Source organism: Spirochaetota bacterium (assembly GCA_004297825.1).
Taxonomy (GTDB): Bacteria; Spirochaetota; UBA4802; order UBA4802; family UBA5368; genus FW300-bin19.
This window is the reverse complement of the sequence record SCSX01000036.1, coordinates 202,817-228,997: the sequence shown is the minus strand read 5'-3', so window position 1 is coordinate 228,997 and position 26,181 is coordinate 202,817. Positions and strand designations below refer to the sequence as shown.

Genomic DNA, 26,181 nt, shown 5'->3' with positions numbered 1-26,181 from the left:
ACGTACCACACTTGATGAAAATATCCTGGAGGCGGGCCATGACGGCGACGGGCATATATCGGGAACTCTGCAAAAAGCTCATGCTGGAAAATTCATCGCTGCTCGCGCGCATCTGGGAGCTGGTCGCGAGCGAGGAAGAGGCCCTCGTCCTTAACGCGATGCCCGGAACCCCTGAGGATCTTTCGGCCCGGACGGGGATCGATCCGGCGCGCGTGGGAGAAATACTCGCATCCCTGTTCCACCGGGGCGCGGCCTTCGAGGCGGTTAAGGCCGGCGCCATTATTTACCGCATGCCGCGGCATGTCGTCCAGTTTCACGACTCGTCGCTTCTCTGGGCGGAGGCGCCTCCCGGTTTTTCGAAGCTCTGGGTCGAATTCATGGATACCGACTACAACCAGCTCGTGGAGCTTGCCGCCGCCGTCAAGCTTCCCGCGTTCATGCGCGTGATCCCCGTAAATAGAACCCTGGAACCCCAAAGCGGCGTGCTTCCCTTCGAGGACGCCGTCCGCCTGATCGAACAGTCGGAGCGCATCGCGGTCGTTCCCTGCGTATGCCGCCTGTCGCAAAAGAACTGCGACTCGCCGCTCGAGGCATGCATCCAGATCAACAAGGGCGCCGAGTACACCATAAAGCGCGGAACCGGCAGGGAGATCGATGCGCGGGAGGCCCTCGCCATTTTACGAAAAGCGGAAGACGCCGGCCTGGTCCACATGGTCGAAAACAAGGCGGGGATGGGCAACGCGATCTGCAACTGCTGCACCTGCTGCTGCGAAATGCTCCGTCTCGCGAACACGGCGAAAGCGAGCAGCGTGCTTGCACCCAGCAGGTTCATCGCCGCGGTCAGCTCCCCCGATTGTACCTCGTGCGGAGTGTGCGCGGACATCTGTCCCGTGGGCGCGATCGCTATCGGGACCGATGGAATCGCGGCGGCAAAGGAAAGCTGTATCGGGTGCGGATTGTGCGCGAGCCACTGCGTGCCCGGGGCGGTCAGCCTGCACCAGGTGCGGCCTGAAAATTTTATACCTTCGTGAGCTGCGGCGCGGAGCGGTCCTTTTCAACTTCATCCTTACAACGGGCGTGCGCCACTCGATTCCACAATTCGGTCCCTTCGGTCATAGCCAGGACTGTGACACGGGACAGCCTTAGTCTTATCTTTGTTTCCGCATACCTATCGTTCCCTTTTCAGCTTGAAAATCCAATTGGCGTTCAGGCGCCCGCCGTCCCATTCCTCAAACGGTTCCTTGATTTCGACCCTGGAAAAATACAGGTAGTCGCCCTTCACCAGAAAAAAGGGACTCAAGCCATAGCCCTTGTCGTAATCGGTTTTCAGGACGTTTCCTTGAACACGGTAATTGTACCTCCCGGAAATTTTCGGTACCGGGCAGTCGTCGCGGGCAACAGCGTCGATCTGCATGTTCCCGCCTGGGGAAAAGCTTATCGTTCCCCGCACGCTGGTGTTCTTGATTGTACATTCCTCGTAACGCCACGTACCCGCAAGAGGGTTCTCGGCCCGGGCCGGTTCCTGCTGCAGGGTCGTGGAGCAGCAAATCGGCAAGACCGAAAGCATTAATCCCGCCCGCAGAAAAAAGACTTTTAAAAATAATCGAATTCCTCCCGATACATTCATGCTGCATTCCTCTGATGATATGATATAGTAAACTGCGTCCTCACAAGGGTGATAGCTTTCCAACATAAACCAGCCTCTCGGAAGTGTTCTCCGTAATGAAGCTTCCCTTCCCGGCAAAAAGCCCCCAGGCTAGAGGCTTAAAAATTATTATTTTTGTGACAGAAGCGATTGCATTGCCTCGATAGGTGTAATTACTTTTCTGACTTCAACCTCTAGCTAATATGGTTTCCACGATTTAAACACAGAGTCGAACTTTTCGTCCGATTCAGCTTCCCAGACGCTGAATCCCACAGCGGGATCGTCTTCAAGACAAAAGGTCTCACCTCGTATGCAGCTTCTATCGAGTTCGCCTTTCTGAAGCCTTTGGCCGAATTCCGTCATGGTCACCAGGTTCACTCTGACTCTCACTAGATATTTCATTATGCGCTCCTCTGATATGATAATCGTTGGATACTGTGAGCCGGAGTTTATTTCACTTTTTTGTCGGAAAATATTATTGAAGCGTGATTTTTTATCATCGTCGCGCATCGAGCGGCAAGCGTTTCGTCAGCGCCGTTGTCGGGGAGTGTTTTATAAAGGAGAATTTCGTCTTTGAACTCCTTGAGTTCTTGTTCGACCTTTTTAATCGGAATCGCGGGATTATACTTTTTTATCCATCCTTGTTTAAGTGAGAACTCGATCAGATTTTCGCATCGGCAAGCATTCCCCTTCTGATAAAGAGAACAATTGCCGCACAAAAAATTCTTTAGATTGTGTCTCGCCCTATGGATCAGAATCCGCGTGGAATTATCCGATTTTTCAAGAATCGTCGAAACCACGGTTACGGGAAGATCGTTCAGAACATTAAGAATAAAGGCGCTGCGCTGGAAGAATGAGAGAGATCTCAGAAGTCCGAGCAGGCATCCTTCCTTGATCTGATCGGTATAATATTGTTTCTCAAACATACCATCCGGGGATTCATGATATGGTGAACTTTTTGTTTTGATCAGATTTTCGATCGAACGGAACGAACTTCTTTTAGCCTTCCTGATATTGCGATAGCAGATGTTCCGGGTGATTGTCAGAATCCATGTGCTAAGCAAACTTTCTTCTCTGAATGTGTGGTAGTTATGATATACCTGAATAAACGTTTCTTGGGTAATATCTTCAGCAAGATGCGTGTCACCGACAATACGAAGCGAAAAGGAGAAAACCTTGTTGAAATTGTCTGTGTAGATTTCGGCAAAGTGCTCTTGTGAGAGAACCGGTTTTTCGGTAATGTTCTCCATAATGAAGCTGCCCTTCCCCGACAAAAAGCCCCCAGGCTAGAGGCTTAAAATTTGCTAAAACCCCAAAATCGCGCTTTTTTTAAAAGACTGAATAAAACGGCCCCTGACCGTTTCTAAAATATTAAGAAAAGGCGATGAAAAGTCAAACCATAATCGGAATCGCACAGAAATCAGAAATGTCTACGGCCCCCGCTTCATGGGCCGGAAATACCCCTTGTAGAGCGAGCACTCCCTCCATATCCTGCACCATATCTTCTCCGCGAAATTTGCAACCACCACGGATGGGAACATCTACCTGCCAGACCCTTGATAGCATAGGGCTTCGTTTTGTTAGGCAAACTCGCCCGGTCTGACCGGCCTCATGTGATTTCTGCCGCCATGAAGGCGGCGTGCAAGACCGGTGCAGGACGCACAAAAACGGCTTGCCTGTTCGTCGGGCCGAGACTTTGCCGCCGGCTTCCTTCGGATTCTGACGTGCATGGACGCACTAATGCCGGCCGAGGCAGAAAGCCGGCCACCTCGCGATGGACACCCTCGCCTCAAGCGCCTACTTCTGGTGCCTTGAGCTAACGGTTGGTGCTATCAGCCTCCGTAGTGGACTTTCACCACCAAGCGTGCGCCCTACCGTGCGCACATGAAAAAACCCCGATGGAAAAAATTCCATCGGGGTTTTTATAATATGGTCAAGCCTCACGACCGATTAGTACAGGTCGGCTGAACACATTGCTGTGCTTACACCTCCTGCCTATCAACCTCGTAGTCTCCGAGGGGTCTTCAGTGGCCTTAAAGGCCAAGGGAAATCTAATCTTAGAGTAGGCTTCCCGCTTAGATGCCTTCAGCGGTTATCCCTTCCGAACATAGCTACCCAGCGGTGCCGCTGGCACGACAACTGGTACACCAGAGGTTCGTCCATCCCGGTCCTCTCGTACTAGGGACAGATCTCTTCAAATTTCCAACGCCTGCAGAGGATAGGGACCGAACTGTCTCACGACGTTCTGAACCCAGCTCGCGTTCCGCTTTAATCGGCGAACAGCCGAACCCTTGGGACCTTCTCCAGCCCCAGGATGCGAAGAGCCGACATCGAGGTGCCAAACAGTGCCGTCGATATGAACTCTTGGGCACTATAAGCCTGTTATCCCCGGGGTACCTTTTATCCGTTGAGCGATGGCCTTTCCATTCAGGACCACCGGATCACTAACCCCTACTTTCGTATCTGCTCGACTTGTAGGTCTCGCAGTTAAGCTCCCTTATGCGTTTACACTCTACGCACGATTTCCGTCCGTGCTGAGGGAACCTTAGGGCGCCTCCGTTACATTTTAGGAGGCGACCGCCCCAGTCAAACTGCCCACCAGACAGTGTCCTGGCCCTGGTTCAACAGGTACCAGTTAGTAGTCCAATTCAATAAGGGTGGTATTTCAACGTTGACTCCACCAAGACTAGCGTCCCGGCTTCCAAGTCTCCCACCTATCCTACACATACTGAACCAAACTACAGTGTCAGGCTACAGTAAAGGTCCACGGGGTCTTTCCGTCCTTCTGCAGGTAGTCCGCATCTTCACAAACACTACAATTTCACCGCGCCTCTCGTTGAGACAGTGACCAAGTCGTTACACCATTCGTGCAGGTCGGAACTTACCCGACAAGGAATTTCGCTACCTTAGGACCGTCATAGTTACGGCCGCCGTTTACCGGGGCTTCAATTCAGAGCTTCGCATAATAAATTACGCTAACCCCTCCTTTTAACCTTCCGGCACCGGGCAGGTGTCAGACCCTATACTTCATCTTACGATTTTGCAGAGTCCTGTGTTTTTGGTAAACAGTCGCTTGGCCCGTTTCACTGCGGCCCCTTCATGCTCCGTCCGCGAGGACTTCACACTAACGGGGCGTCCCTTATTCCGAAGTTACGGGACTAATTTGCCGAGTTCCTTAACGAGAGTTCTCACGAGCGCCTTAGGATACTCTCCTCGCCTACCTGTGTCGGTTTGCGGTACGGTCACCCAATTTCGCGTTTAGAGGTTTTTCCTGGCAGCGTAGAATCAAGACCTTCGCTCCCTCCGAAGAGGGAACTCCTCTACAACCTCAGCCTTAAAGGGATCCGGATTTCCCTAAATCCCAAGCCTTCGTATAAGAACAGGGAAAACCAACTCCCTGCGTCTATATCTTTCTGCGTTACCCCATCACGATAGCCTCCACCGGGTGGTGCAGGAATATGAACCTGCTTCCCATCGACTACGCCTTTCGGCCTCGCCTTAGGGGCCGACTAACTCTGAGGTGATTAACATTGCTCAGAAAACCTTAGGCTTACGGCGAACATGTTTTTCACATGTTTTATCGCTACTCATGCCGGCATTCTCACTTCTATGCAGTCCAGTTGTCCTCACGATCAACCTTCAACCCGCATAGAACGCTCCCCTACCACTCAGCTTGCGCTGAATCTAAAGCTTCGGTGATATGCTTAGCCCCAATCATTTTTGGCGCAGAACCACTCGACCAGTGAGCTATTACGCACTCTTTAAAGGTATTGCTGCTTCTAAGCCAACCTCCTGGCTGTTTAAGCGATTCCACTTCCTTTATCACTTAGCATATACTTCGGGACCTTAGCTGTTAATCTGGGCTGTTTCCCTCTCGACCACGGAGCTTAGCCCCCGTAGTCTGACTCCAATGCTCTGGAGTTACGGCATTCGAAGTTTGAAAGAGTTTGGTAAGTTTGTGGACCCCCTACCTCTATCAGTGCTCTACCACCGTAACTGAACGCATTAGGCTAGCCCTAAAGCTATTTCGGGGAGAACCAGCTATTGCCGAGTTTGTTTAGCCTTTCACTCCTATCCACAGCTCATCCGATAATTTTTCAACATTAAACGGTTCGGTCCTCCACAGGGTTTTACCCCTGTTTCAACCTGGCCATGGATAGATCACTCGGTTTCGGGTCTACTCCATACAACTATTCGCCCTATTCGGACTCGCTTTCGCTACGGCTCCGTGATTACAATCACTTAACCTCGCTATATAGAGTAACTCGCCGGCTCATTCTACAAAAGGCACGCAGTCAGGCATGACTTGCGTCATAGCCCTCCTACACCTTGTAAGCATACGGTTTCAGATTCTATTTCACTCCCCTCTCGGGGTTCTTTTCACCTTTCCCTCACGGTACTTGTGCACTATCGGTCACTGGTGAGTATTTAGCCTTACGAGATGGTCCTCGTAACTTCCTACAGGATTTCACGTGTCCCGCAGTACTCAGGAGACTGAACCAGGAAGACCTTAATTTTTCGCCTACGGGGCTATCACCCACTTTGGCTCTCTTTCCAGCGGATTCGGCTAAACTAAGGTTTTATAACTTCCCGAGGGCCCCTGAATGCCCTCAGTTCAGATCCTATTACCCCGATCCTACAGCGGTCCAGGCCTGTAACGTATAGATCGGTTTAGGCTGTTCCCCGTTCGCTCGCCACTACTTAGGGAATCGCATTTTGCTTTATTTTCCTCTGGTTACTAAGATGTTTCAATTCTCCAGGTTTGCCTCCGTCACCTATGTATTCAGTAACGGATATCGAGGGTTTACCCCGATAGGTTTTCCCATTCGGTGACCCCCGGATCAAAGGATGCTTGCTCCTCCCCGGGGCTTATCGCAGCTTGCCGCGACCTTCATCGCCTACCAGTGCCAAGGCATCCACCGTACGCCCTTACTCGCTTGACCATATTATTTCGTCTGCTGTTTTCAGCAAACCAGGTCGCTCGTACTTGTGTTTGTGCTCGGACTATTACAATTTTCAAAGAACATAGCAGAGTTATTTCAACTTCTGCATCTGGAGGTGAACGGGTTCGAACCGATGACCTACTGCGTGCAAGGCAGTCGCTCTCCCAACTGAGCTACACCCCCCAATTCAAGCTTGCAAAGAACCTTGTCGAATTGGGCCTGAGTGGAGTCGAACCACCGACCTTGCGATTATCAGTCGCACGCTCTAACCAACTGAGCTACAGGCCCATGCCCTTACTCTCTTCTAAACTACAAGCATCGGCCTATAGTTTCGCTCCACCCGTGATTTTAATAACGGTTTCGAGAACTCTGGTTCTCTCAAAACTGAGCAGTATTGCCTTTCCAAGTCCCACTTGGGTTAATTGTGTTCATTAAATCTTCCTTTAAAAGGAGGTGATCCAGCCGCACCTTCCGATACGGCTACCTTGTTACGACTTCACCCCCCTCACCAGCTTCACCTTGGTAACCTTCCTCCCTTGCGGGTTAGATCAGCTACTTTGGGTGCTACCGACTCGGGTGGTGTGACGGGCGGTGTGTACAAGGCCCGGGAACGTATTCACCGCAGCGTGCTGATCTGCGATTACTAGCGATTCCAACTTCATGTAGTCGAGTTGCAGACTACAATCCGAACTGAGACCGGTTTTTTGCGATTGGCTCCCCCTCGCGGGTTTGCAACGCTTTGTACCGGCCATTGTAGCACGTGTGTAGCCCTGGACGTAAGGGCCGTGATGATTTGACGTCATCCCCACCTTCCTCCGGTTTATCACCGGCAGTTCCCTTAGAGTGCCCAGCATAACCTGGTAGCAACAAAGGGTAAGGGTTGCGCTCGTTGCGGGACTTAACCCAACATCTCACGACACGAGCTGACGACAACCATGCAGCACCTCTATACATGCCCGAAGGAGGGTGTATCTCTACACCTGTCATGTACAGTTCAAGCCCAGGTAAGGTTTTTCGCGTATCATCGAATTAAACCACATGCTCCACCGCTTGTGCGGGCCCCCGTCAATTTCTTTGAGTTTCACCCTTGCGGGCGTACTCCCCAGGCGGTATACTTAATGCATTTGCGTCGGCACTAGCAGTAACCCACTAACACCTAGTATACAACGTTTACGGTGTGGACTACCGGGGTATCTAATCCCGTTCGCTCCCCACACTTTCGCGCCTTAGCGTCAGTTCTTGGCCAGAGAGCCGCCTTCGCCACTGGTGTTCTTCCCGATATCTACGCATTTCACCGCTACACCGGGAATTCCGCTCTCCTCTCCAGAACTCAAGAGAATCAGTATTAGATGCAGTTCACGAGTTGAGCTCGTGGATTTCACACCTAACTTAACCCCCCGCCTACACGCCCTTTATGCCCAATAATTCCGAACAACGCTTGCCTCATACGTATTACCGCGGCTGCTGGCACGTAGTTAGCCGAGGCTTTCGACAGGTACCGTCATCACAACGAATATTACCCGTTGCTTATTCGTCCCTGTTTAATGGACTTTACAATCCGAAGACCTTCATCGTCCACGCGGCGTCGCTGCGTCAGGCTTTCGCCCATTGCGCAAGATTCTTAACTGCTGCCTCCCGTAGGAGTCTGGGCCGTATCTCAGTCCCAGTGTGGCCGCTCACCCTCTCAGGCCGGCTACCCATCGTTGCCTTGGTGGGCCTTTACCCCGCCAACAAGCTAATGGGCCGCGGACTCATCTCCAGGTGGTAGGCCTTGCGGTCCCCACCTTTAATAGCTGTGACCTATGTCACCACCATCTCATTCGGTATTAGCCACCGTTTCCAGTGGTTGTCCCAATCCCGGAGGTAGATTATCCACGTGTTACTCACCCGTCCGCCACTCTCACCCCAATGCAAGCATCAGGGATCCCGTTCGACTTGCATGTTTAAGACGCGCCGCCAGCGTTCGTTCTGAGCCAGAATCAAACTCTCCGTGATAGAAAAGACTATATTGAGAGTTTTAGTTACGAAAATTGACGTGAGACTTTCAACAAAACAATACTACTCAGTTTTCAAAGAACCAGTATTAGGAGATAAAAAATCCCCAGCGTTCTGGGAATCGATATGTGAAATTTCGCTGTATAGAGCTTGTAAGCTATGCAGTTACAAGTTACAAGACCCGCTACTCGGAGTCAAGCTGCTTTGTAACTTAATGCAGTATGCCGTCAAACACCCAAAACTTTTTAAAGAACACATACCTGATTCACGACAACGTGAAGTACATATATGGATTGTGACATCCTACGTCAAGTAAATTTTTTAAAAAATTTAACCTGCTTTTATGTACGCTCTTGCGTGGACATGACCATAAAATTTATTGTAGGTACCTGTCAATCATATTAATAGTTTTTTTACCATTTCTTGTTAAGCATATCTTCGTAACCGCACAGGAGGTAGTAGGCGGCCCGGTCGAAGTATAGCACGACCCTGTTGTTGAGATCGAGGGCCTGTTCATATATGGTCGCGTCGTAATACAGTTTGTTCAATACAAAAAGCCACATATGCCTCTTCAACAATACAAGGAACCTGAACGCGGCGGAAAACGGTATCCCCTGCTCATATCTCTCACGGCCGATCTGCCGATAGTAGCGCTCTATTTCCTGTTTAGGATAATTCTTGGAAATCCATTGCGAAATCTCATGAAGGCGCCTATAGGCAGCCTCGTATACGTCCTGTCGGCCCAACTGCCGGTACGCGATCGTTTCCGGGCTTTTCAGCAGGTCGTTCATAAACTGCTCGGCGATCTCTTGGATATTATCTTCAATGAGTAAAACAAACTTGTTGGATAAAATGTTGCTCTTCTTGAGAATCATGGGACTTACCAATCCTCCTGCTCGTTCCTTCCTTTATCAGGATAGCCGGTGGAATTGTTACAAGTAAAGAACTTTTTAGGAACGGCGCATTCGCATTTGAAATTGATGAAAATTCCGATTTTCAGAAACTTATTGAAATAATCAATGGCCGGATATGTTCTGATACTGCCGTACAGGAGGGGATAATGACCCGTGCGATCGAATCTGTGCTGGGAGAACTAATTCAAAAACTCGGGCCGGCGCGGATATACCGAGACACCGATACACTGGAGCGGTACTCAAGGGATGAGACGTCGGATTGCAGTCATCTTCCCGACCTTGTCGTACATGTGCAAAGCGCGGCCGAGGTAAGCGAGGTCATGAAGACATGCTCGCGTCACCGGGTGCCGGTCATCCCTCGTGGAACCGGTACCGGCGTCACCGGCGGCGCCATTCCCGTCGCCGGCGGCCTGGTCCTTTCGATGGAACGCATGAACAGGATTATCGAAATAGACCCGCGCAACATGACGGCGCTTGTCGAGCCGGGGGCGATTACGGGTGACATTCAGCGTGCCGCACTGGAGATGGGCCTCATGTATCCGCCCGATCCTTCCAGCCTGGAATCCTGTTCGATTGGAGGCAATGTCGCAGAAGGGGCCGGGGGACCCCGCGCCGTGAAATACGGGACCACCAAGGATTATATCCTGGGTCTCGAATGCGTGCTCACGGACGGCTCAATAATCACCACCGGTGGCAAGTATGTAAAAAACGCGACGGGGTACAACCTTGTCGGTATTCTAACCGGCTCCGAGGGGACGCTTGCGGTTATCACGAAAATCCTCCTGAGACTCGTCCCCGCGGCCCCCTATACTATGGACCTGCTCATCCCGTACGAATCACTGGATGAAGCCGTAGAAGACGTCTTCCGGATCATATCCGGCAGGATCGTCCCTGCGGCCCTGGAATTCATGGAAGAGGACGCCATCCGGCTGGTGGCGCGGCATTTCGGGCAGGAGATACCCTTTCCCCGCGCACGCGCGCACCTGCTCGTCCAGCTTGACGGGACGACGGCAGAATCGGTAAACGGCGATCTTGAGCGTCTCACGGGGATCCTGAGCATTTCACCCGAACGGGTACTGGTCGCGGAAACCCGTCGGCAGAGCGAACGCATATGGAAAGCAAGGCGCGCCATTCGCGAGGCCATTACGAAAGAGAGCCCTGTTTTTCTTGCCGAGGATACCGTGGTCCCGCGCTCCGAAATTCCCCCCTTCCTGAGAGAGGTCAAGTCATACCTGGAATCCCTGGGCCTGCGCTCCATAATGTTCGGGCACGCGGGGGACGGGAATGTGCATATCGACGCCCTAAAAGACGAAATCGAATACCCGGCCTGGAACGCGATGCTTCCGGGGATGAAGCGCAGGATCTATGAGATCGCGATCGCGCACGGGGGCACGATTACGGGGGAACATGGAATCGGGTTTACGCGGCGGGACTATCTGAACATGGCGCTTTCGCATGAGGAGATCGAATTGCTGCGGCGCATCAAAACGGCGTTCGATCCCGCGGGCATCCTGAATCCGCACAAAATACTTTAAGGCGATTCGATCGAACCCGGTTCAAGCCGGGGAGCGCTCTCTGGAATGTTCGCTTGTCTTGAACCGGCTCACCTTTTCGAGGAGCACCTCGACCTGCCGCGACATCTCCTCGCTCGCCGCGGCCGTCTGCTCCACGAGCGCGGCGTTCTGCTGGCCGATCCTGTCCATGTCCGTGACGGCGGCGTTTATCTGGTCCATGCCCTGGCGCTGTTCCTCGCTCGCCGCGGAGATTTCCGAGATTAGACCTCCCACGCGCTTGATCGATTCCGTGATGTTCTGCAGCGCCTCGGAACTCTTACCCGCGCGGCTGTTGGTCTCCTGCATCTTTTCGAGCGCCTCTTTTATCAGAACCCCAATTTCTTTCGCCGATCCCTGGACCCGCTGGGCCAGGTTGCGCACCTCGGCCGCGACGACCGCGAATCCGCGCCCGCTGTCTCCCGCCCGGGCCGCCTCGACAGCCGCGTTGAGCGCAAGGAGGTTCGTCTGAAAGGCGATGCCGTTAATGGCCTCCACGATCTCGCTGATTTTCTCGCTCGAATGGCTGAGCTCGCGAATGGATTCAACCGCCGAGAGAACGATGCGGTTCCCTTCCTCGCCTATCCTCACCGTCTCGCTCGCCAGTCCGTTCGCGGCCATAGTATTTTCAGCGTTCTGGCGGACCGACGCGACCGCTTGTTCCAGCGAGGATGCCACCTCCTCGAGAGAGGACGCCTGGCGGGAGGTGCGGTCCGAAAGGTCCTGGTTTCCGGTGCTGATTTCCCCCACGGCCTGTGAAAGCGCGCGGGATGAATCCATGATCTCTACGACCAGCCCCTCGAACTGGTCCAGGAAACGGTTGAGCACCAGCGAGAGTTCGCCCACCTCGTCACCGGATTCCACAGGCAGCCTCCCGGTGAGGTCCCCCTCCGCGCTGGCGAGTTCCTGGAGTCGCCCCACCACCACGCGGATGGACTTTGAAATTTTCCTGGAAACGAAGAGCGAGAGCAAAATGGAGATCCCGATGATTCCACCGAAAATCTGGAGTATGCGCACCACCGTGCTCAGGATGCTTTCGCGGACGTCTTCGTAATAGACCCCTGTCCCGATTATCCAGCCCCATGGCTTGTACGCTTTCACGAACGATATTTTGGGCACCACACGTTCCTTCTGGTCTTTGTACTGCCACATGTATTCGACATAGCCCGCCTCTCGTTCCTGACAGATGCGGACCATTTCCTTGAAAAACTTTTTCCCCGTGGGGTCGGTTTTTTCACCGACGTTCTTCCCCTCGAGATCGCTCGCGAACGGGTGCATGATGACGACCGGCTGAAAATCATTTATCCAGACGTAATCCTTGCCCTCGTCCCCGTACCTGATACCGCGCAGCTGCCCGACGGCGCTTTTCTGCGCATCCTCCTTCGTTTTCCCCGCGGCCGCATATTCCTTGTCGATCGCTTCTATCACGCTCAGGGCGGTAGCGACTATATCGCGGACCTTTTCCTTTTTCATCCTAATGCTCTCGTCCTGGAAAAGCGGAATAAGATAGGCGAACACCGTTACGGCGAATGAGAGAATGATGAGCGAGGAAAGCAGGATTATCTTTTTACTTATGCTTAAATTTTTCCACGACAGCTTCATGACAACCTCCACGTTGAATCATGATGCTTCAGCATGCCCATATATCATATAACGTTACCTTTCGCATGTCAACGTCAATTAATCATCACATAAATACCAGACTTGTTGCGAAACTGCCGTCTCACGCCCGCGGGGAACCCCTGCGGGGGCTTTTAAGGGGCTTCGCCCCTTATACCCCGCAAAATTGAGTTATGCAACAAGTCTACTGATTACGGCCGGCATTCCCCTGGCGTGAAAAAAAATGGGGGCATCGGCAATTCCCGTCAGTCGGCGGTCCTTTTCAGGCAGATAACGGTGAAGTCATCGAGAATCTGCGCTTCGGGAATAAAGGAATTAAAATCTTTCAGAATCGCATCAAGTATCTCCTGCGCCGACAGGTCCTTTGTTTCCGAAAGTGATGTCATGAGGCTGTTAAGGCCATAGGGACCTTTGCGCGCGTTCCGGCTCTCGATTATACAGTCGGTAAACAGTAATAACACGTCCCCCTTTTCCGTCGTGAGATTGATCACCGAGGCGGCCTTTTGCGCAATGTGCTGGCCGACCGGCGCCAGGTGGAAATCTCCTTCGCCGTCACCGGCGATTGCGACCTCGCCGTAACCCCGGCGCAAATGAAGGAGGTCCGGGTGGCCCGCGTTAACATATTCAATGTTCGGGCCGTTAAACCGGAGCAGTATACATGAGGCGAAATTGTCGAGGCTCGCCATCTCGCGGGACACCTGTTCGTCGAGCTTCCCGATTATTTCATCGAGGCCGCTCTGCTTCATTGTGCTGAAGAGCCTGAACATTATCGGCTTGACTATCATGGTGATGAGGGCAGACGAGACGCCGTGTCCGGATACGTCGAAGATGGTCATCCCCTCAAGACGGCTGTCTTCGACATAAAAATCGTAAAAGTCCCCGGAAGCGCCGTGCCTCGGCTTGAACGAGAGGGCGATGTCCCAGCCGGCGATCCCCGAAGGCGCGGGAGGGAGCAGCCGGGAGTGCATGTCCGACGCGAGCTCCATCTCTTTCCTGGAGACCTCGCAGCTCGACTCGAGCGTGTTGTGAACCGAGATGAACCGGTTTGCCAGGATCAGGGTTATTCCCAGGGTGAACGCGGAAAATCCATACTGGGCCAGGACCAGGTCGTATGCCCAGAACATCGAATCGAGGATGTCGAATACCGCGCATCCGAACATGACGAGCGCACCGATCAACATGCTTCCCGGGGTGGAGAAGAAGAGTGACCGGTACGCAGACCTGGCTGCGCGGTGCAGCCGCGGCAACGAATTATAATCAGAGAAAAGCTTCTTAAAGTAGGACAGTACCGGCCGGCCGATTCTGTAAAACACGATGAACACAAGCGCGAATAGGGAGGTTACCTGCCAGATACGCAATACGTCGATCGCAAACGGGTTGGATACCGGGAGTACGGTTACGATGATCAGCGCCGAATAGAGCAGCGCATACGCTTTCATTATTCGGCTGAATCTTCCCACGAGGAGGTAGTCGGCGAACGCCCCGAACAGGGGGATAAGCGTGTACAGTGAGCAGTATTCCACGCGATGCAGGACGGTTGAATCCGGGATAACGGCGTAGACCGCGCTGGTACGCGAGACGAGGTAGGTGAAGAGCATGACGGAAAACGCGCTGTAATAAAAATTATACCTCTCGCCCCTGCGCCTCAGAAACAGGAACAGGTGGTACAGCCCTACGAAAAGGTAAATGAAAATGAGAATGAGCTCCGTCTGATCCGACCGCAGGCTGTTCAGCCTGTCCATGGAGTCGATGATAAACGGGGTGCTGCGATGAAATCCCGAATCGATATTGGTAGGATCGCCGATAATTCGGACGGCGAGAATATTCCCGCCCTCGCGGAAGATGCGCGGATCGATGGGGATGAGAACTTTCCGGTAATGCCGGTACGCGGTTATCCGGCCCTTTTCATCCAGGTGAATCTCCGATCCCAGGAGATGCCCGTTCAGGTAAATCGCCCAGTTCTCACCTATGTTGGCAAAATAGACGCCTTTAGGGAAGCACCCCGCCAGGTCCTCTCCGGCAAGTGAAAATTCCGTTAAAAAAGTGAAGCTCTCAGGGGGATATTCGGTTAATGAGAAAACATCCCTCTGGGGCAGGCCTTCCAGGGAAAGTTCTTTTAATACGATCTTACGGCTGCCGGTTTTGCTCCCCGGAATGAAAAGAACAGTTTTTTCATCGACACGAGGAATACTATCCACGAATGAGGGATCGAAGCCTTTCCGCACATAGACGGGTTCGCTGACCAGGTCGATTTCGGACGCAAAAAGAGGGAACGCGTGGAGTAAAATGAGCAAAAGAGGCAGTGTTGATAGTTTATTGAAAAGGAACATTTTCATTCTTCTGACTTCATGGCTGTACCGCCCGTCGCCGTTGTCCATTTCCCAGGAATTCAGTTTCCGTCATTGACACGCATCTTCACGCACACGGATTTTTACCCGGCCTTGATCCTCCGCACAAACCGACTGACCCTTCAGGCACCCGTAGCCGCAGACCGGCAGAAACGCGCCTGTCGAATCAAGTTCCTATTCATATCCAACCGGAAAACATTATTGATAGTATATTCGGCGAATGGTAAGTCAACATATTTACTTCCCCCTCGAAATGAGTTGTTATGCAAATCCGTGTATAGTCCCGAATTTTCCTTGCGCGCGCGGCAAAGTATGCGATATCATGCCCGTACTTTTCCAACGGAGGCGTACATGGGCGGCGCGAAGATCGGCATTATAGGCGGTTCGGGGCTTTATGAAATCGAGGGCGTGAAGGTAATCAACGAGGTGAAGCCCTCGACGCCGTGGGGCAAACCTTCGGACGCCATCACGATAGCCGAGATCAACGGGAGCACGGCGGCCTTCCTTCCCCGGCACGGGCGCGGCCACGTGGTGCTTCCGCACGAGATCAACTACCGCGCGAATATCGCCGCCCTCAAGATGCTGGGCGTCGAGGAGATCCTCGCCTTTTCCGCGGTGGGAAGCCTCAAGGAGGAGATCCATCCGCTCGATTTCGTGCTCCCCGACCAGATCATTGACCGGACAAAGGCGCGCCCCTCGACGTTTTTCGGGGAGGGCATCGCCGCGCACGTGGGGTTCGGGCACCCCTTCTGCGGAAGGCTCCAGGGGCTCGTGGCGCCGGAGGCGAAGGCGCTGGGCATCACGCTGCACACCGGGACGACCCTGGTATGCATGGAGGGACCCGCGTTCTCCACGAAGGCGGAGAGCAACCTCTACCGGGGCTGGGGCGCCGGGGTCATCAACATGAGCACCATCCCCGAGGCCAAGCTCGCGCGCGAGGCCGAGATATGCTACACCGTCATCTGCATGAGCACCGATTACGACTGCTGGAAGGAGGACGAGGCCCACGTATCCGTGGAGCTGGTGGTCGCGAACCTTAATAAAAACGCCGTCCACGCGAAGGCCCTGTTAAAGAACCTGATCCCGCACATGTCCCACGAGCGCACCTGCGACTGCCGCAGCGCCGCGAAATTCGCGGTCATCACGGCGAAGGAAAAGCAGGGCCGCGCGGCGGCGAAGCGGCTGAAGGCGATCCTGCCGGAATATTTCTAGGGCTGAGCCCGCCTGATCGTACACTGATTTGTTTTAATAACCTTTGATTTTTTCAGATGTTATAAGTTAATTATTAATGCCGATTGTTGCTGAGGTATTGTCATGAATGAAGCGCAATTCGCAAAGAAATCCATCCGGGAGTTTCGTATTCCGGCTCTGTGCGGAGCATGCACCGTACTCTTTATCTTCCTGACCGCACTTCCCGCCCGCACCGCAACCCCCCAGGGCCCCGGCATAGGAATCATGATCGGCGAGCCGACAGGACTCACCTTCCGCTATCGCTCGTTTCCCGTGATAGGGCTTGCATGGTCCATCGAGAACCATTTTCATGCTCATTGCGACTACTGGGTGTACACCGCGCCCCTGGCGGCAACCCTGGACTGGTACGCGGGAGCCGGCGCCAAGTTCATCGCGTGGGAGGATAACGACGGGCGCCGAGCCCGGCACGAACCCTCGTCGGAACTCGGCGTCCGGATACCGGTTGGACTCAGTTTTATGGCACTCCCGAAGCTCGAATTATTCGCGGAGATCGCTCCCGGGATATCTTTGCTGCCCTCGACCGCGTTCGACCTGGACGCGGGCATAGGCGCCCGCTGGTACTTTTAGCACGGCAATCGGGGGGCCGATACGCTTTCGCCTCACAGGGATTTCTCCGTCCGCAGCGGTGCGTATCGGACCCCCTTCTCCTTAAAAGCTTCAACCCATTCCGCGCGCCTGCCTGAATCCCGGCCGGGCATCATCCCCGATTACGGGGCAGGGTGACCAGATTCCCTGCTAATCAGAATCGTCCGCCTTTTCGATACTATATACAGCAGCCCGGGAGCGCCCGGGCCGAAAAGGAGCGCCCGCATGAAAACACGCATCTGTCTCGCGTTGACCGCACTTATGGTCCTTGGACCGATCACGCGTCCCCTGCACGCCTTCGTGGGGCAGCGCCTCGACTGGTGGGACATGCGCCTGAAACAGGTGAGCGCCGACAGGGAACGGCTCGCCCGCGAGGGGGCGCACGCGGCGCTCCTTGAATCGATGGACGCGGAGATAGAGGTCGCGCGCGCGACGCTCGGCCAGTTCCAGCGATCATTGAAGGGGGACGGCTCGCCGCGCTACGAAAAACGGGCCTTTACTGCCGAAGAACTCGCCGCCGAGACGAAACGCCTTTCCCAGCCCCTCTTTTCAATAGCCCGGCTCGACATGCTTACCGCGCTGCCCGGCGAAAAGAAGAGCATCGAGGCCGTCCGCGCGGCGTCCGCGACGGCGCTTCGCGCGCGCCTTGCCGGTGGAACCGACGCGGATGAACTCGCCGCGGCGATCCTTGACGAGGACTTTTTCCGGGCGGCGCTCCAGCCCCTTGCCCTGGAAGCGTACATGGCGCGCATGATCACCGCCAGGGACGCGACGCTCGCGAAGTACCTGGACGGGATCCTCGCGAAAACACGGGAAGGCCTCGCGGCCGCGGGGGGACGCCTCTCGCCGCGTGAGCTCGAGGACCTGGTCGTCGACGCCGCCAACGCCGCGCTCGCGGAGATTCCGGCGACGGTCGTGATGGGGCCCGACGACCTGCCAGGATGTCCCGCCTGGCACGCGCTCACCGCGCGCCTTGACAGCGAGGCGGCGCTCATCGAGAAAATGGGCGCGCTCGGCAAAGACGCCGCGCAACTCCCGCCGGCGCGGAAGCGCGCGCTGTTAAAAAATCCCGCGGACCTCGAGCGCACGGTATTCGGCGCGCTCTCGTCCGCCTGCCTCGCGCGGACCGATATCCCCGAGGTCCCGGCGGAAGGTCCCGCGCGCGCGGACGGGGTATCGGTGAAGCTTCCCCCGCTTCCCATGTGCGCCCGCTTCATGCGCGAGGCCGATACGTTCCGCACGGACGCAGCGGCATCCATCACCGGATCCGAAGGGGCGGAGTATTTCGACGCGCTCAGGAAAAAGCTCCTGGAATTGTACGCGCGTTACGCGAAGGACCCGCTCGCGGCCATCGCGCGCGCGGATGAGGAGATCACGCAGGCCCGGGCGAAAGGACTTGGCGTGATCGATGAAAAAGAATTCGGGCTCGCGAAGGATCTTATCACGGCAAAGCTCGGGGCGCTGCGCGAGTATGCCGCGCGATCGGTGGACTACTGCGCGTGGCTCTCACAGGCGCGCCGGACCGACGGCGCCCGCGCGGAGTCCCTCTACCGGGAACGGGCCGCGGAATACGGCCGTTACGCGCAGTTCATCCGGGGACTTATAGAGGAATGCGCCGGCGCCGCCGCGATCGACCGCCCGCCCCTCCACAGGAGATACGCGCTGGCCTACGCGCGCGCGGGGGAGCTCTATAAAGCCATGAAGCACGCCGCGGGGATCGGGAAGGAGAGCCTGCGCTTTTTCAGCAGGGAGCAGGCCGCCGCTGTGAAAACGGCGAAGCGCGATCTTCTCCGGGCGATCGAGGAATCGCATATCGCCGCGGCTAAGGCACATGCTGCTTTCTCCGACGCACGCGCGGCAGCGACGCGCCGCACCCGGAGCGCGGGGAAGGACCTGGACGCGTCCCTGGCCCAGTTCGAGGTCTCGGGGCTCACGGGCCTGCTCGAGCGTCAGCACGCGTCGCTCATGAAACTGGGTTACGCGCGCGAGGCGCTTCCCCTGTACGCGAAGTCTTACCGCGCCCTTCGCGAGGAGCTCGAAGGCGGGCAGACGAGCCCCGTGCTTGAAAAAGCGCTTGCCGCCGGCTCGCTTATTCCCGGCGTTCAGGGCTTCGACGCGGAAAGGCTTAAAAAGGAATACGCCGCAAAACAGGAACTGCGGAAAACGCTCGCGGGGCTCGTTTCGCGCATATCCCTGCTTGTCGCGTTTTACAGGCAGAAGGGCGTCGATATCAGGGACGTCCCCGCGGACGATTGCATCGCGGGCGTACGAAACGCATTCACGGACGGTACCCGGGTCGAGGTCGCCGACTGGACGATGAACGAGTCCAATTTCACGGAGGTCGACCGGAACGCGGCCGCGAAACTCATCCTCCAGCGCAACCGGAAGCTCTGGGGGAAGACGCCGGCCCCGCATGACCGCGCGGATACCGGGAGAAAAATCACGCTTGAAAGCGCGGGCGTTTCGATCACGCTGCCCGAAGGCTGGGTCGAGCGCGCGCCCGACTCCGCGGATGCCAGGGACGGCGTGCTGGGCCGCATGGGAAGCGCCGACAACCGCGCGGACATCACGGTCGCGCTGGTTCCCCTCCAGGGAAGGGCCATGGACAAGGCCTGCGAGGACTGGGTGAAGGGCACGGGGGGCACGATCGTGAAACAGCGCTGGGGGAACAGGGACGGAGCGGAATACTTCTGGACGCTCTCCTCCGAAGTGGGGAAACAGGTGCGGGAATCGTATACGGTGGCGCACAACGGAAACGCACTCATCATAACCGGGAGCGCGCCCCGCGACCTCTACCCGGCGTTCAGGGAAAAACTCGAGGTCGTGTTCGGCTCCCTGGGCGGGAAGTAGGGTTCAATTCCCCGCGGCGGCCGCGCGCACGCAGCGCGTGAGCGCGGAATACGTCTTGAACATGTACTGGGTTCCCTTTCCCTCGTAAAAGTAATAGGCGCTGTCGTACTGTCCCTCGACATGCTCCGTCGAGGACCAGTAGCACGGCGTGTACAGGCACTCGTATATCGCGCCGAAAAATATCCTGTTCCAGTCCACGGGCTCCAGCCGGTCGTGCGCGGCGGTCCATTCCCGAATGGTGGGGAGGCGCAATCCACGCGCCGCGCAAAACTTCATCGCCTCCTTCCATTCCAGATACGCAGGGTCCCCCTGCATCCACTTGAGCTCGACATACTCGCTGAAAAGCACCGTTTTCATTTCTGGTATCGAGGGGGCGCGCTCGTAGAATATCGTCATGCCCGGCCTGACCTGCGCGGCAAGCCGGCGCGACTGGCCCGTGAAACGCGCGCGCTGCTCCTTCCAGCCGCCCCGCACGAGCGCGAGCTCCACGACCCCGTTCGGGAGCCTGATATAGAGCCGGGAGATCATCCCTTTCGTGTCGGCGAAGCCCTCGCGGGAGATATCGATTTCGAAGGTCTGCATGTCCACCTTCACGACCGCGCCGAACTGCATGCCCTCGCCGGCACCCTCACGGGCCGAGGATGTTCCGCCTTCGACCGGGCCAAGCGTCGCGATCGCCGTTAAAAGGGCGGCGATTCCCGCCACGAAGAGTATCGGAACCATTATTCTCATGTCATCCCTCGCTGTCCCGCGCGCGGGAGAATTCCGAAAGCTCCCCCCAGTTCCCCCGGAGCGTCACGCGTTCCAGTGACGAGCGCAGGATCGTCATGAATTCCGTCCGCGGAATCTCGCGGGCTCCCAGGCTTTCCAGGTGCCCGGTGTACACCTGGCAGTCGATCATGTCGAAACCGTTTTCTCCGAGCGCTTCCGCGAGCGTGACGAGCGCGGCCTTCGAGGCGTTGCTCTCGCGCGCGAACATGGACTCGCCGAAAAACATGCCACCCAGCGAGACCCCGTACAGGCCGCCCGCGAGCGCGCCCTCCCGCCAGGCCTCCACGGAGTGCGCGTATCCCCGCTCATGAAGGAGGCAATAGGCCTCGAGCATCTCGTCGGTGATCCACGTGCCGGCCTGGGTCTTACGCGGGGTTCGGCACCCGGCAACCACATCACGAAACGCGCGGTCGAAGGTAACGGTAAATATATTTCTGCGCAGGACCTGGCGCATGGTCCGCGCGATCCTGATCTCCGCCGGATACAGCACGAATCGCGGATCGGGCGACCACCAGAGGATGGGGTCCTCCGGGGAGTACCAGGGGAATATCCCCTCGCGGTACGCGGCCAGGAGGCGCTCCGGGGTGAGGTCGCCGCCCACTGCGAGAATGCCGCTCTCGTGGGCGAGATGGACGGGAGGGAACACGATTTCATTTGGGAGCTGGAAGATAGGCATGAACTTTCCGTAAAGCTATTCTCTATTCGAGCACCCTGATCGCCACGTCGTCGTTCTCGACGTACGCCTCGGCGACGCCCCCCTTAGAAAGACTGCCGAAGAGGACCTCGTCGATGAAGAAGCGCTTCACCTTGTCCTGCACCAGGCGCGCGATCTCGCGCGCGCCGAATTCCGGCGAGAAGCCCTTCTTCGCGAGCCACAATGAGCACTCGTCCGTGACGCGAAGCTCCACCTTCTTCTCCGCGAGCATCGTGCGGAATTCTCCCAGGGCCTTGTTCACGATCTGCAGCACGATGTCCAGGGTGAGGCCGTTGAACTGGACCACCGCGTCCAGGCGGTTGCGGAACTCGGGGGCGAAGATGCGATCCACCGCGGCCGAGAGGGCGTCCATGTTCACGGGCGCCTCCTCGAAGCCGATGCGCTGCCTTCCGATTTCACGCGCCCCCGCGTTCGAGGTCATGATGATCACGACGTTGCGGAAATCAGCCTTCTTGCCGGTGTTGTCGGTGAGGGTCGCGTAATCCATCACTTGAAGAAGCGTGTTGAAGATGTCGGAGTGCGCCTTCTCGATCTCGTCCAGGAGTAGCACCGCGTACGGCGTCTTCCGTATGTACTCGGTCAGGAGGCCCCCCTCCTCGTAGCCCACGTAGCCGGGGGGCGCGCCTATGAGACGCGCCACGGTATGCTTCTCCTGGTACTCGCTCATGTCGAAGCGGTGGAGCGATACCCCCATCACCGCGGCGAGTTGGCGCGCGAGCTCGGTCTTGCCCACGCCGGTGGGCCCCACGAACAGGAAGGAGGCGATGGGCTTGCCCGGTTCGCGGAATCCCGCGCGCGAGCGCTTTATCGCCTCGACCACCATGTTCACCGCCGATTCCTGCCCGAAGATGCGCTCTTTAAGGAGCTTTTCGAGGTCGCGCAGCTTGTCGAGCTCGGAGGAGGTGACGCTCTTCTCCGGAATCTTCGCCATACGCGAGACGACGCGCTCCATGTCCAGGTGCGTGATCACGCCGTCGCTCCCGCTGGTCCCGTACAGGCGCGCGTACGCGCCCGCCTCGTCGATCACGTCGATCGCCTTGTCCGGGAGGTGCCGGTCGGTGATGAATTTCGCGGAAAGCTCGGAGGCCGCCGTGAGGGCGTCCTCGGTGTATTTCACGCCGTGGTAGGACTCGTACTTGTCGCGGATTCCCGCGAGGATCTGCCGTGTCTCGTCTATCGAGGGTTCGGGCACTTCGATCTTCTGGAAGCGGCGCGAGAGGGCGCCGTCCTTGCTGAAGTATTTGCGGTACTCGTCGTCGGTCGTCGCGCCCACGCAGCGGAGCTTGCCGCTGGCCAGGGCGGGCTTCAGTATGTTGGACGCGTCCATGGAGCCGCCCGAGACGGCGCCCGCGCCCACGATGGTGTGAATCTCGTCGATGAAGAGGATCACGTCGTCCATCTTCGAAAGGGCGGCAAGCACCCGCTTCATACGCTCCTCGAAATCGCCGCGGTAGCGCGTCCCGGCCAGGAGCGAGCCCATGTCGAGCGAAAAGATGCGGAAGTTTTTCAGGAGGTCGGGGACCTTCCCCTCCGCGATGCGCAGCGCGAGGCCTTCGGTGATCGCGGTCTTGCCCACGCCGGGCTCGCCCACGTGCACCGGGTTGTTCTTGAAGCGCCGGCAGAGGACCTGCACGGTCCGTTCGAGAATCTCGTCGCGCCCTATGAGCGGCTCGATCTCGCCCGCGCGCGCGCGGGCCGTGAGCTCCACGGTGAACGATTTGAGAATCTTCGCGTCGTCCTTCGGTTTTTCGGCGGCCTCGCCCGCCCCGGCCTCGTCGGCCTTGCCCTCGTCCTCGCCGGGGACGACGCCCACACCGTGCGAGATGTAGTTCAGCACGTCGAGCCTGCTGATTCCCTGCTTCTTTAAAAAAAAGGCCGCGTGGGATTCGTGCTCCTGGAACATCGAGACGACCACGTCGCCCAGGTCGAGCGTCTCCTTCTGCGCCGACGCCGTGTGCCAGATGGCGCGCTCCATCACGTTCTGGAAGCCCAGCGACTGCACGGGCTCGATATCGTCCGCCGCACGGGGAATTTTTTCCGTCATGTGCGTCTCGAGCTCGCCCTTGAGCGCCTCGACGTCCCCGCCGCATCCCTTCACGATATCGATTCCCTCCTTGAAAAAGAGCGAGGCGTAGAGCATGTGCTCCGGGGTGAGAAACTCGTGCTTGCGGTTTTTCGCCTCGTTGAAGGCTGCCATGATTATCTGGTTTAGTTCGTCGCTAATGTTCATGTTTCACGCTCCATTCGCTCTGCCCCCCGACCCCCCAGAGGGGGGCATGGCAATCAATACAAATCACGCAATTCGCTTCTTATCCTGATAAGAACTTCCTCAATTCTATCTTCAATATCGATATTCTTCACGCGCACTGTTACAATTCCAAGACTTTTCAAGTAGTCCTCACGATACGCATCAGTTTCCTTTTGATTAATATGGATATCGCCATCAACCTCAATTGCCAGCTTCTTTTCATGACAATAGAAATCAAGTATATACCTGAACACGGGATGCTGATTCCTGAATTTTAATCCGTCGAACCTTTTCTCTTTCAATTCTTCCCATAACTTCTTTTCTGCCGCAGTTGGATTTTTCCTCATTCCCCTTGCAAGCTCAATCACGTATCGAGGTGATTTTATTCCAGCATTCAAATATTCGCACCTTGTGAACTTTTAACATTTGATCGCGCTATTGCCCCCCTTCGGGGGGTCGGGGGGCTTCTTTGTCCTCGTCACCATAATATACACACGCCCCGACGGCGTCGACGAGGTTTTCTCAAAATTTCGGTCCAACCGCGGCCGGGGGAAATTTGGTTGCATTTTATTCTTTCCGGCCCCTACCGTACTTTCCGAAAAGGCGGCGCCCATGAAACTCATTATCGAAACCTACCAGAACAGGCCCACGAGGGCGGAGGTGTCCCTTTCCCGTCTCCGGCACAACATGGAAACCGTGCGCGCGCTCACGGGACCCGGGGTGCAGGTCATGGCAATGGTGAAGGCGAACGCCTACGGCCACGGCATTAAGGAGGTGTCCGATATATTCCTCGCGGCGGGCGCGTCCTGCCTGGGAGTCGCGTACCTCGAGGAGGCCGTGTACCTGCGCCGGTCCGGGACCACGGCGCCCATCCTTGTATGCGGCGCGATCAACACCGACCAGATCGCCGATTTCCTGGAGCACGACATCGAGATCACGAGCTCGTCGCTCGACAAGTCGCGCGCCATTGCGGAGGTCGCGGCGCGCCGGGGAAAGACCGCGCGTGTCCAGATGAAGATCGACACAGGCATGGAGCGTATCGGCGTCCACTGGTACAACGCCGAGCGCTTCATCCAGGGCACGCTCGACCTTCCCGACATATCGGTCACGGGGGTGTTCTCGCACCTCGCGAAGGCGGAATCGGACCGCGCCTTCACCGATACGCAGATCGCCCGCTTCGCGAACACTGCGAACTACATGGCGCAGAGAAACATCCTGCCGCCCCTCGTGCACCTCGCAAACTCGGCGGGCATATTGTCGTACCCGGACGCGCATCTCACAATGGTCCGCCCCGGCATCATGCTCTACGGGTGCGACCCGTACGGGTATGCCCCGGAGCGGGAATACGCCGGCAGAAGGATACTTCCCGCGATGACGCTCAAGACGAAGGTGTCGTACTTCAAGGTGGTCCCGGCGGGAACGGGCATAAGCTACAACCATACCTACGTCACCAGTGAGCAAACGCGCGTGGTCACGCTCCCCGTAGGCTACGGCGACGGCTACGCGCGCCTCCTGTCCAACAGGAGCGAGGTGGTCATTCGGGGCCGGCGCTGCCCGGCGGCGGGCACCATCTGCATGGACCAGATGATGGTCGATATCGGTCCCGGGGGGACGGCGTATAACGGCGACGACGTCCTGCTGTTCGGCGAGATGGACGGGTGCATGATTCCCATCGAAGAGCTCTGTGACAAGACGGGCACCATTCCGTACGAGATGCTGTGCGGCATCAGCATGCGCGTGCCTAGGGTGTACGTCCCGTAGGGTTGCATTGCAGGGGATAAAGATTGGATCGATAAGCAAGTTTTCGCAGAACCTCTCCGATTCCACGGGGGTTCAAAAGGAAAACGCGCGCCGCATATCCCAGACCATCGAGAGCGTGAACACCGGCGCCCAGGAATTCGCCGCCCGCTCCGAGGAGCTCTCGCTATCGTCGAACGAGCTCAGGGACAAGCTGAAGCAATTCAGGTTGTAAGGGCGTTGCGTCGTGTGCGAAATAGGCAGGAGGTGCGATTTCGAGCGCATCGAGACCTGCGGGGCTGGTTTCGCGCCCCCGGACTAAATTCCACGCCTGGCGGACACGACAATTGCGCCGTGCATTACGGCAGCGTGAGCGCGGATTTCGCAGGCGGAAGTTCCTTGCCCGCGGGCGATCCCGGGCCTTCGATCAGGGTATATTCCTGAACCTGGTTTTTGGAGTTCGTCACACGCAGGATCAGCGGCAGACCACTCGAACCGAAGTTGGCAGGGATCAGCGGCTTCTTCATCACTAAAAAGAAGCGGTATTCATAACTCGATGAAGTAGATATTTTGCTGGTAACCGTTTTTTGAATTACCACAGGGTACGATTCCCCGACAAGCTCCCCGATATCATACCCCGGGAATTCGAATTTAAAGGTTCGCTCATTGGGGGCCAGTTGATCCGGCGAGAATACGCCGTACATCAGGTAGCGTGATTCCTCGAAGGCGAGGGCTTCCACCTTTTTCTGTTTCGCCTCTTTTTCGGCCGCGCTTATAGTACCGTCTATGTGTATCTGCTGGAGGAGAAATTTTTTCTGGTTTTCGAAATCCTGGCCGTCCGGGAACTTCGCGTATTCCGGCATCTGTCCGGCGGTAAAATGAGTAAACTCGTCCCGTGAAGGCTTGAGGGGGTAGGAAAAGCATCCGGCGAGCACGACCAAAAACAAGAAAGAGAATATAACGGTTCCGGTTCTTTTCAACAAGCCCATTAGTAGTACCTCCGCGAATA

The 26,181-nt window shown here is 56.4% G+C and carries 17 protein-coding genes, 2 tRNA genes and 2 rRNA genes; 7 read left to right on the top strand and 14 right to left on the bottom strand.

What is annotated here, in order from left to right:
• Positions 1-14: 14 nt before the first annotated feature.
• Positions 15-1,031: a 4Fe-4S ferredoxin gene (locus tag EPN93_07980; protein TAL36747.1), complete on the top strand. Its 1,017-nt coding sequence runs from the start codon at positions 15-17 to the stop codon at positions 1,029-1,031.
• Between the two features lie 137 nt (positions 1,032-1,168).
• Here the strand turns inward: EPN93_07980 and EPN93_07975 are convergent, their stop codons facing one another.
• The 7 genes from EPN93_07975 to EPN93_07945 form a co-directional block, all read right to left on the bottom strand.
• Positions 1,169-1,567 (bottom strand): hypothetical protein, encoded by a 399-nt coding sequence (locus EPN93_07975; GenBank protein TAL36746.1) that lies wholly within the window; start codon positions 1,565-1,567, stop codon positions 1,169-1,171.
• A gap of 527 nt (positions 1,568-2,094) precedes the next feature.
• On the bottom strand, positions 2,095-2,895 hold the full coding sequence (locus EPN93_07970; GenBank protein ID TAL36745.1) for an RNA polymerase sigma factor: 801 nt from the start codon (positions 2,893-2,895) through the stop codon (positions 2,095-2,097).
• Positions 2,896-3,572: 677 nt separating this feature from the next.
• A 23S ribosomal RNA gene (locus tag EPN93_07965) occupies positions 3,573-6,597 on the bottom strand.
• Positions 6,598-6,698: 101 nt separating this feature from the next.
• Positions 6,699-6,771: transfer RNA gene (locus EPN93_07960), tRNA-Ala, on the bottom strand.
• A gap of 31 nt (positions 6,772-6,802) precedes the next feature.
• Positions 6,803-6,876 (bottom strand) — tRNA-Ile (locus EPN93_07955).
• A gap of 158 nt (positions 6,877-7,034) precedes the next feature.
• A 16S ribosomal RNA gene (locus EPN93_07950) occupies positions 7,035-8,583 on the bottom strand.
• Together the 16S and 23S rRNA genes with 2 tRNA genes alongside form the textbook arrangement of a ribosomal RNA operon.
• A 413-nt stretch (positions 8,584-8,996) precedes the next feature.
• The gene (locus EPN93_07945) at positions 8,997-9,458 is read right to left on the bottom strand and encodes a hypothetical protein (protein ID TAL36744.1); all 462 of its coding nucleotides are present in this window, start codon (positions 9,456-9,458) and stop codon (positions 8,997-8,999) included.
• Positions 9,459-9,643: 185 nt separating this feature from the next.
• Here EPN93_07945 and EPN93_07940 point away from each other — a divergent pair, with 185 nt between their 5' ends.
• A complete protein-coding gene (locus tag EPN93_07940; GenBank protein TAL36743.1) occupies positions 9,644-11,032 on the top strand; it encodes an FAD-binding protein in 1,389 nt (462 codons plus the stop codon).
• A 21-nt stretch (positions 11,033-11,053) separates the two neighbouring features.
• Here EPN93_07940 and EPN93_07935 read toward each other — a convergent pair whose 3' ends face one another.
• The gene (locus tag EPN93_07935; protein TAL36742.1) at positions 11,054-12,649 is read right to left on the bottom strand and encodes a HAMP domain-containing protein; all 1,596 of its coding nucleotides are present in this window, start codon (positions 12,647-12,649) and stop codon (positions 11,054-11,056) included.
• A 263-nt stretch (positions 12,650-12,912) separates the two neighbouring features.
• Entirely contained in the window at positions 12,913-15,045 is a 2,133-nt protein-coding gene (locus EPN93_07930; protein ID TAL36741.1) for a hypothetical protein, read from the bottom strand.
• 321 nt (positions 15,046-15,366) lie between these two features.
• Here EPN93_07930 and mtnP point away from each other — a divergent pair, with 321 nt between their 5' ends.
• The 3 genes from mtnP to EPN93_07915 all read left to right on the top strand — a co-directional run bounded on the left by mtnP (position 15,367) and on the right by EPN93_07915 (position 19,701).
• Positions 15,367-16,227, top strand: a complete 861-nt coding sequence (mtnP, locus tag EPN93_07925; GenBank protein TAL36740.1) for an S-methyl-5'-thioadenosine phosphorylase — start codon at positions 15,367-15,369, stop codon at positions 16,225-16,227.
• Between the two features lie 102 nt (positions 16,228-16,329).
• Positions 16,330-16,833, top strand: a complete 504-nt coding sequence (locus EPN93_07920) for a hypothetical protein (GenBank protein ID TAL36739.1) — start codon at positions 16,330-16,332, stop codon at positions 16,831-16,833.
• Between the two features lie 243 nt (positions 16,834-17,076).
• Positions 17,077-19,701, top strand: a complete 2,625-nt coding sequence (locus EPN93_07915) for a hypothetical protein (protein TAL36738.1) — start codon at positions 17,077-17,079, stop codon at positions 19,699-19,701.
• Positions 19,702-19,704: 3 nt separating this feature from the next.
• Here the strand turns inward: EPN93_07915 and EPN93_07910 are convergent, their stop codons facing one another.
• Genes EPN93_07910 through EPN93_07895 form a run of 4 tightly spaced genes read right to left on the bottom strand, consistent with a single transcriptional unit; the run spans position 19,705 to position 23,782 of the window.
• Positions 19,705-20,433 (bottom strand): DUF1566 domain-containing protein, encoded by a 729-nt coding sequence (locus EPN93_07910; protein TAL36737.1) that lies wholly within the window; start codon positions 20,431-20,433, stop codon positions 19,705-19,707.
• 1 nt (position 20,434) lies between these two features.
• Entirely contained in the window at positions 20,435-21,148 is a 714-nt protein-coding gene (locus tag EPN93_07905) for a leucyl/phenylalanyl-tRNA--protein transferase (GenBank protein ID TAL36736.1), read from the bottom strand.
• Positions 21,149-21,170: 22 nt separating this feature from the next.
• Complete coding sequence (gene clpA, locus EPN93_07900; GenBank protein TAL36735.1) at positions 21,171-23,417, bottom strand: ATP-dependent Clp protease ATP-binding subunit ClpA; 2,247 nt, start codon at positions 23,415-23,417, stop codon at positions 21,171-21,173.
• A 53-nt stretch (positions 23,418-23,470) separates the two neighbouring features.
• Positions 23,471-23,782 (bottom strand): endonuclease domain-containing protein, encoded by a 312-nt coding sequence (locus tag EPN93_07895; protein ID TAL36811.1) that lies wholly within the window; start codon positions 23,780-23,782, stop codon positions 23,471-23,473.
• A 265-nt stretch (positions 23,783-24,047) separates the two neighbouring features.
• On the opposite strand from EPN93_07895, the gene alr reads away from it, so the two are divergent.
• Positions 24,048-25,196 carry an alanine racemase gene (alr, locus tag EPN93_07890; protein TAL36734.1) on the top strand — a complete coding sequence of 383 codons (1,149 nt, stop codon included), beginning with the start codon at positions 24,048-24,050 and terminating at the stop codon, positions 25,194-25,196.
• Positions 25,197-25,203: 7 nt separating this feature from the next.
• Positions 25,204-25,407 (top strand): hypothetical protein, encoded by a 204-nt coding sequence (locus EPN93_07885; GenBank protein TAL36733.1) that lies wholly within the window; start codon positions 25,204-25,206, stop codon positions 25,405-25,407.
• 124 nt (positions 25,408-25,531) lie between these two features.
• Here the strand turns inward: EPN93_07885 and EPN93_07880 are convergent, their stop codons facing one another.
• Positions 25,532-26,161, bottom strand: coding sequence for a hypothetical protein (locus tag EPN93_07880; protein TAL36732.1), 630 nt, complete (start codon positions 26,159-26,161; stop codon positions 25,532-25,534).
• Between the last annotated feature and the right edge of the window lie 20 nt (positions 26,162-26,181).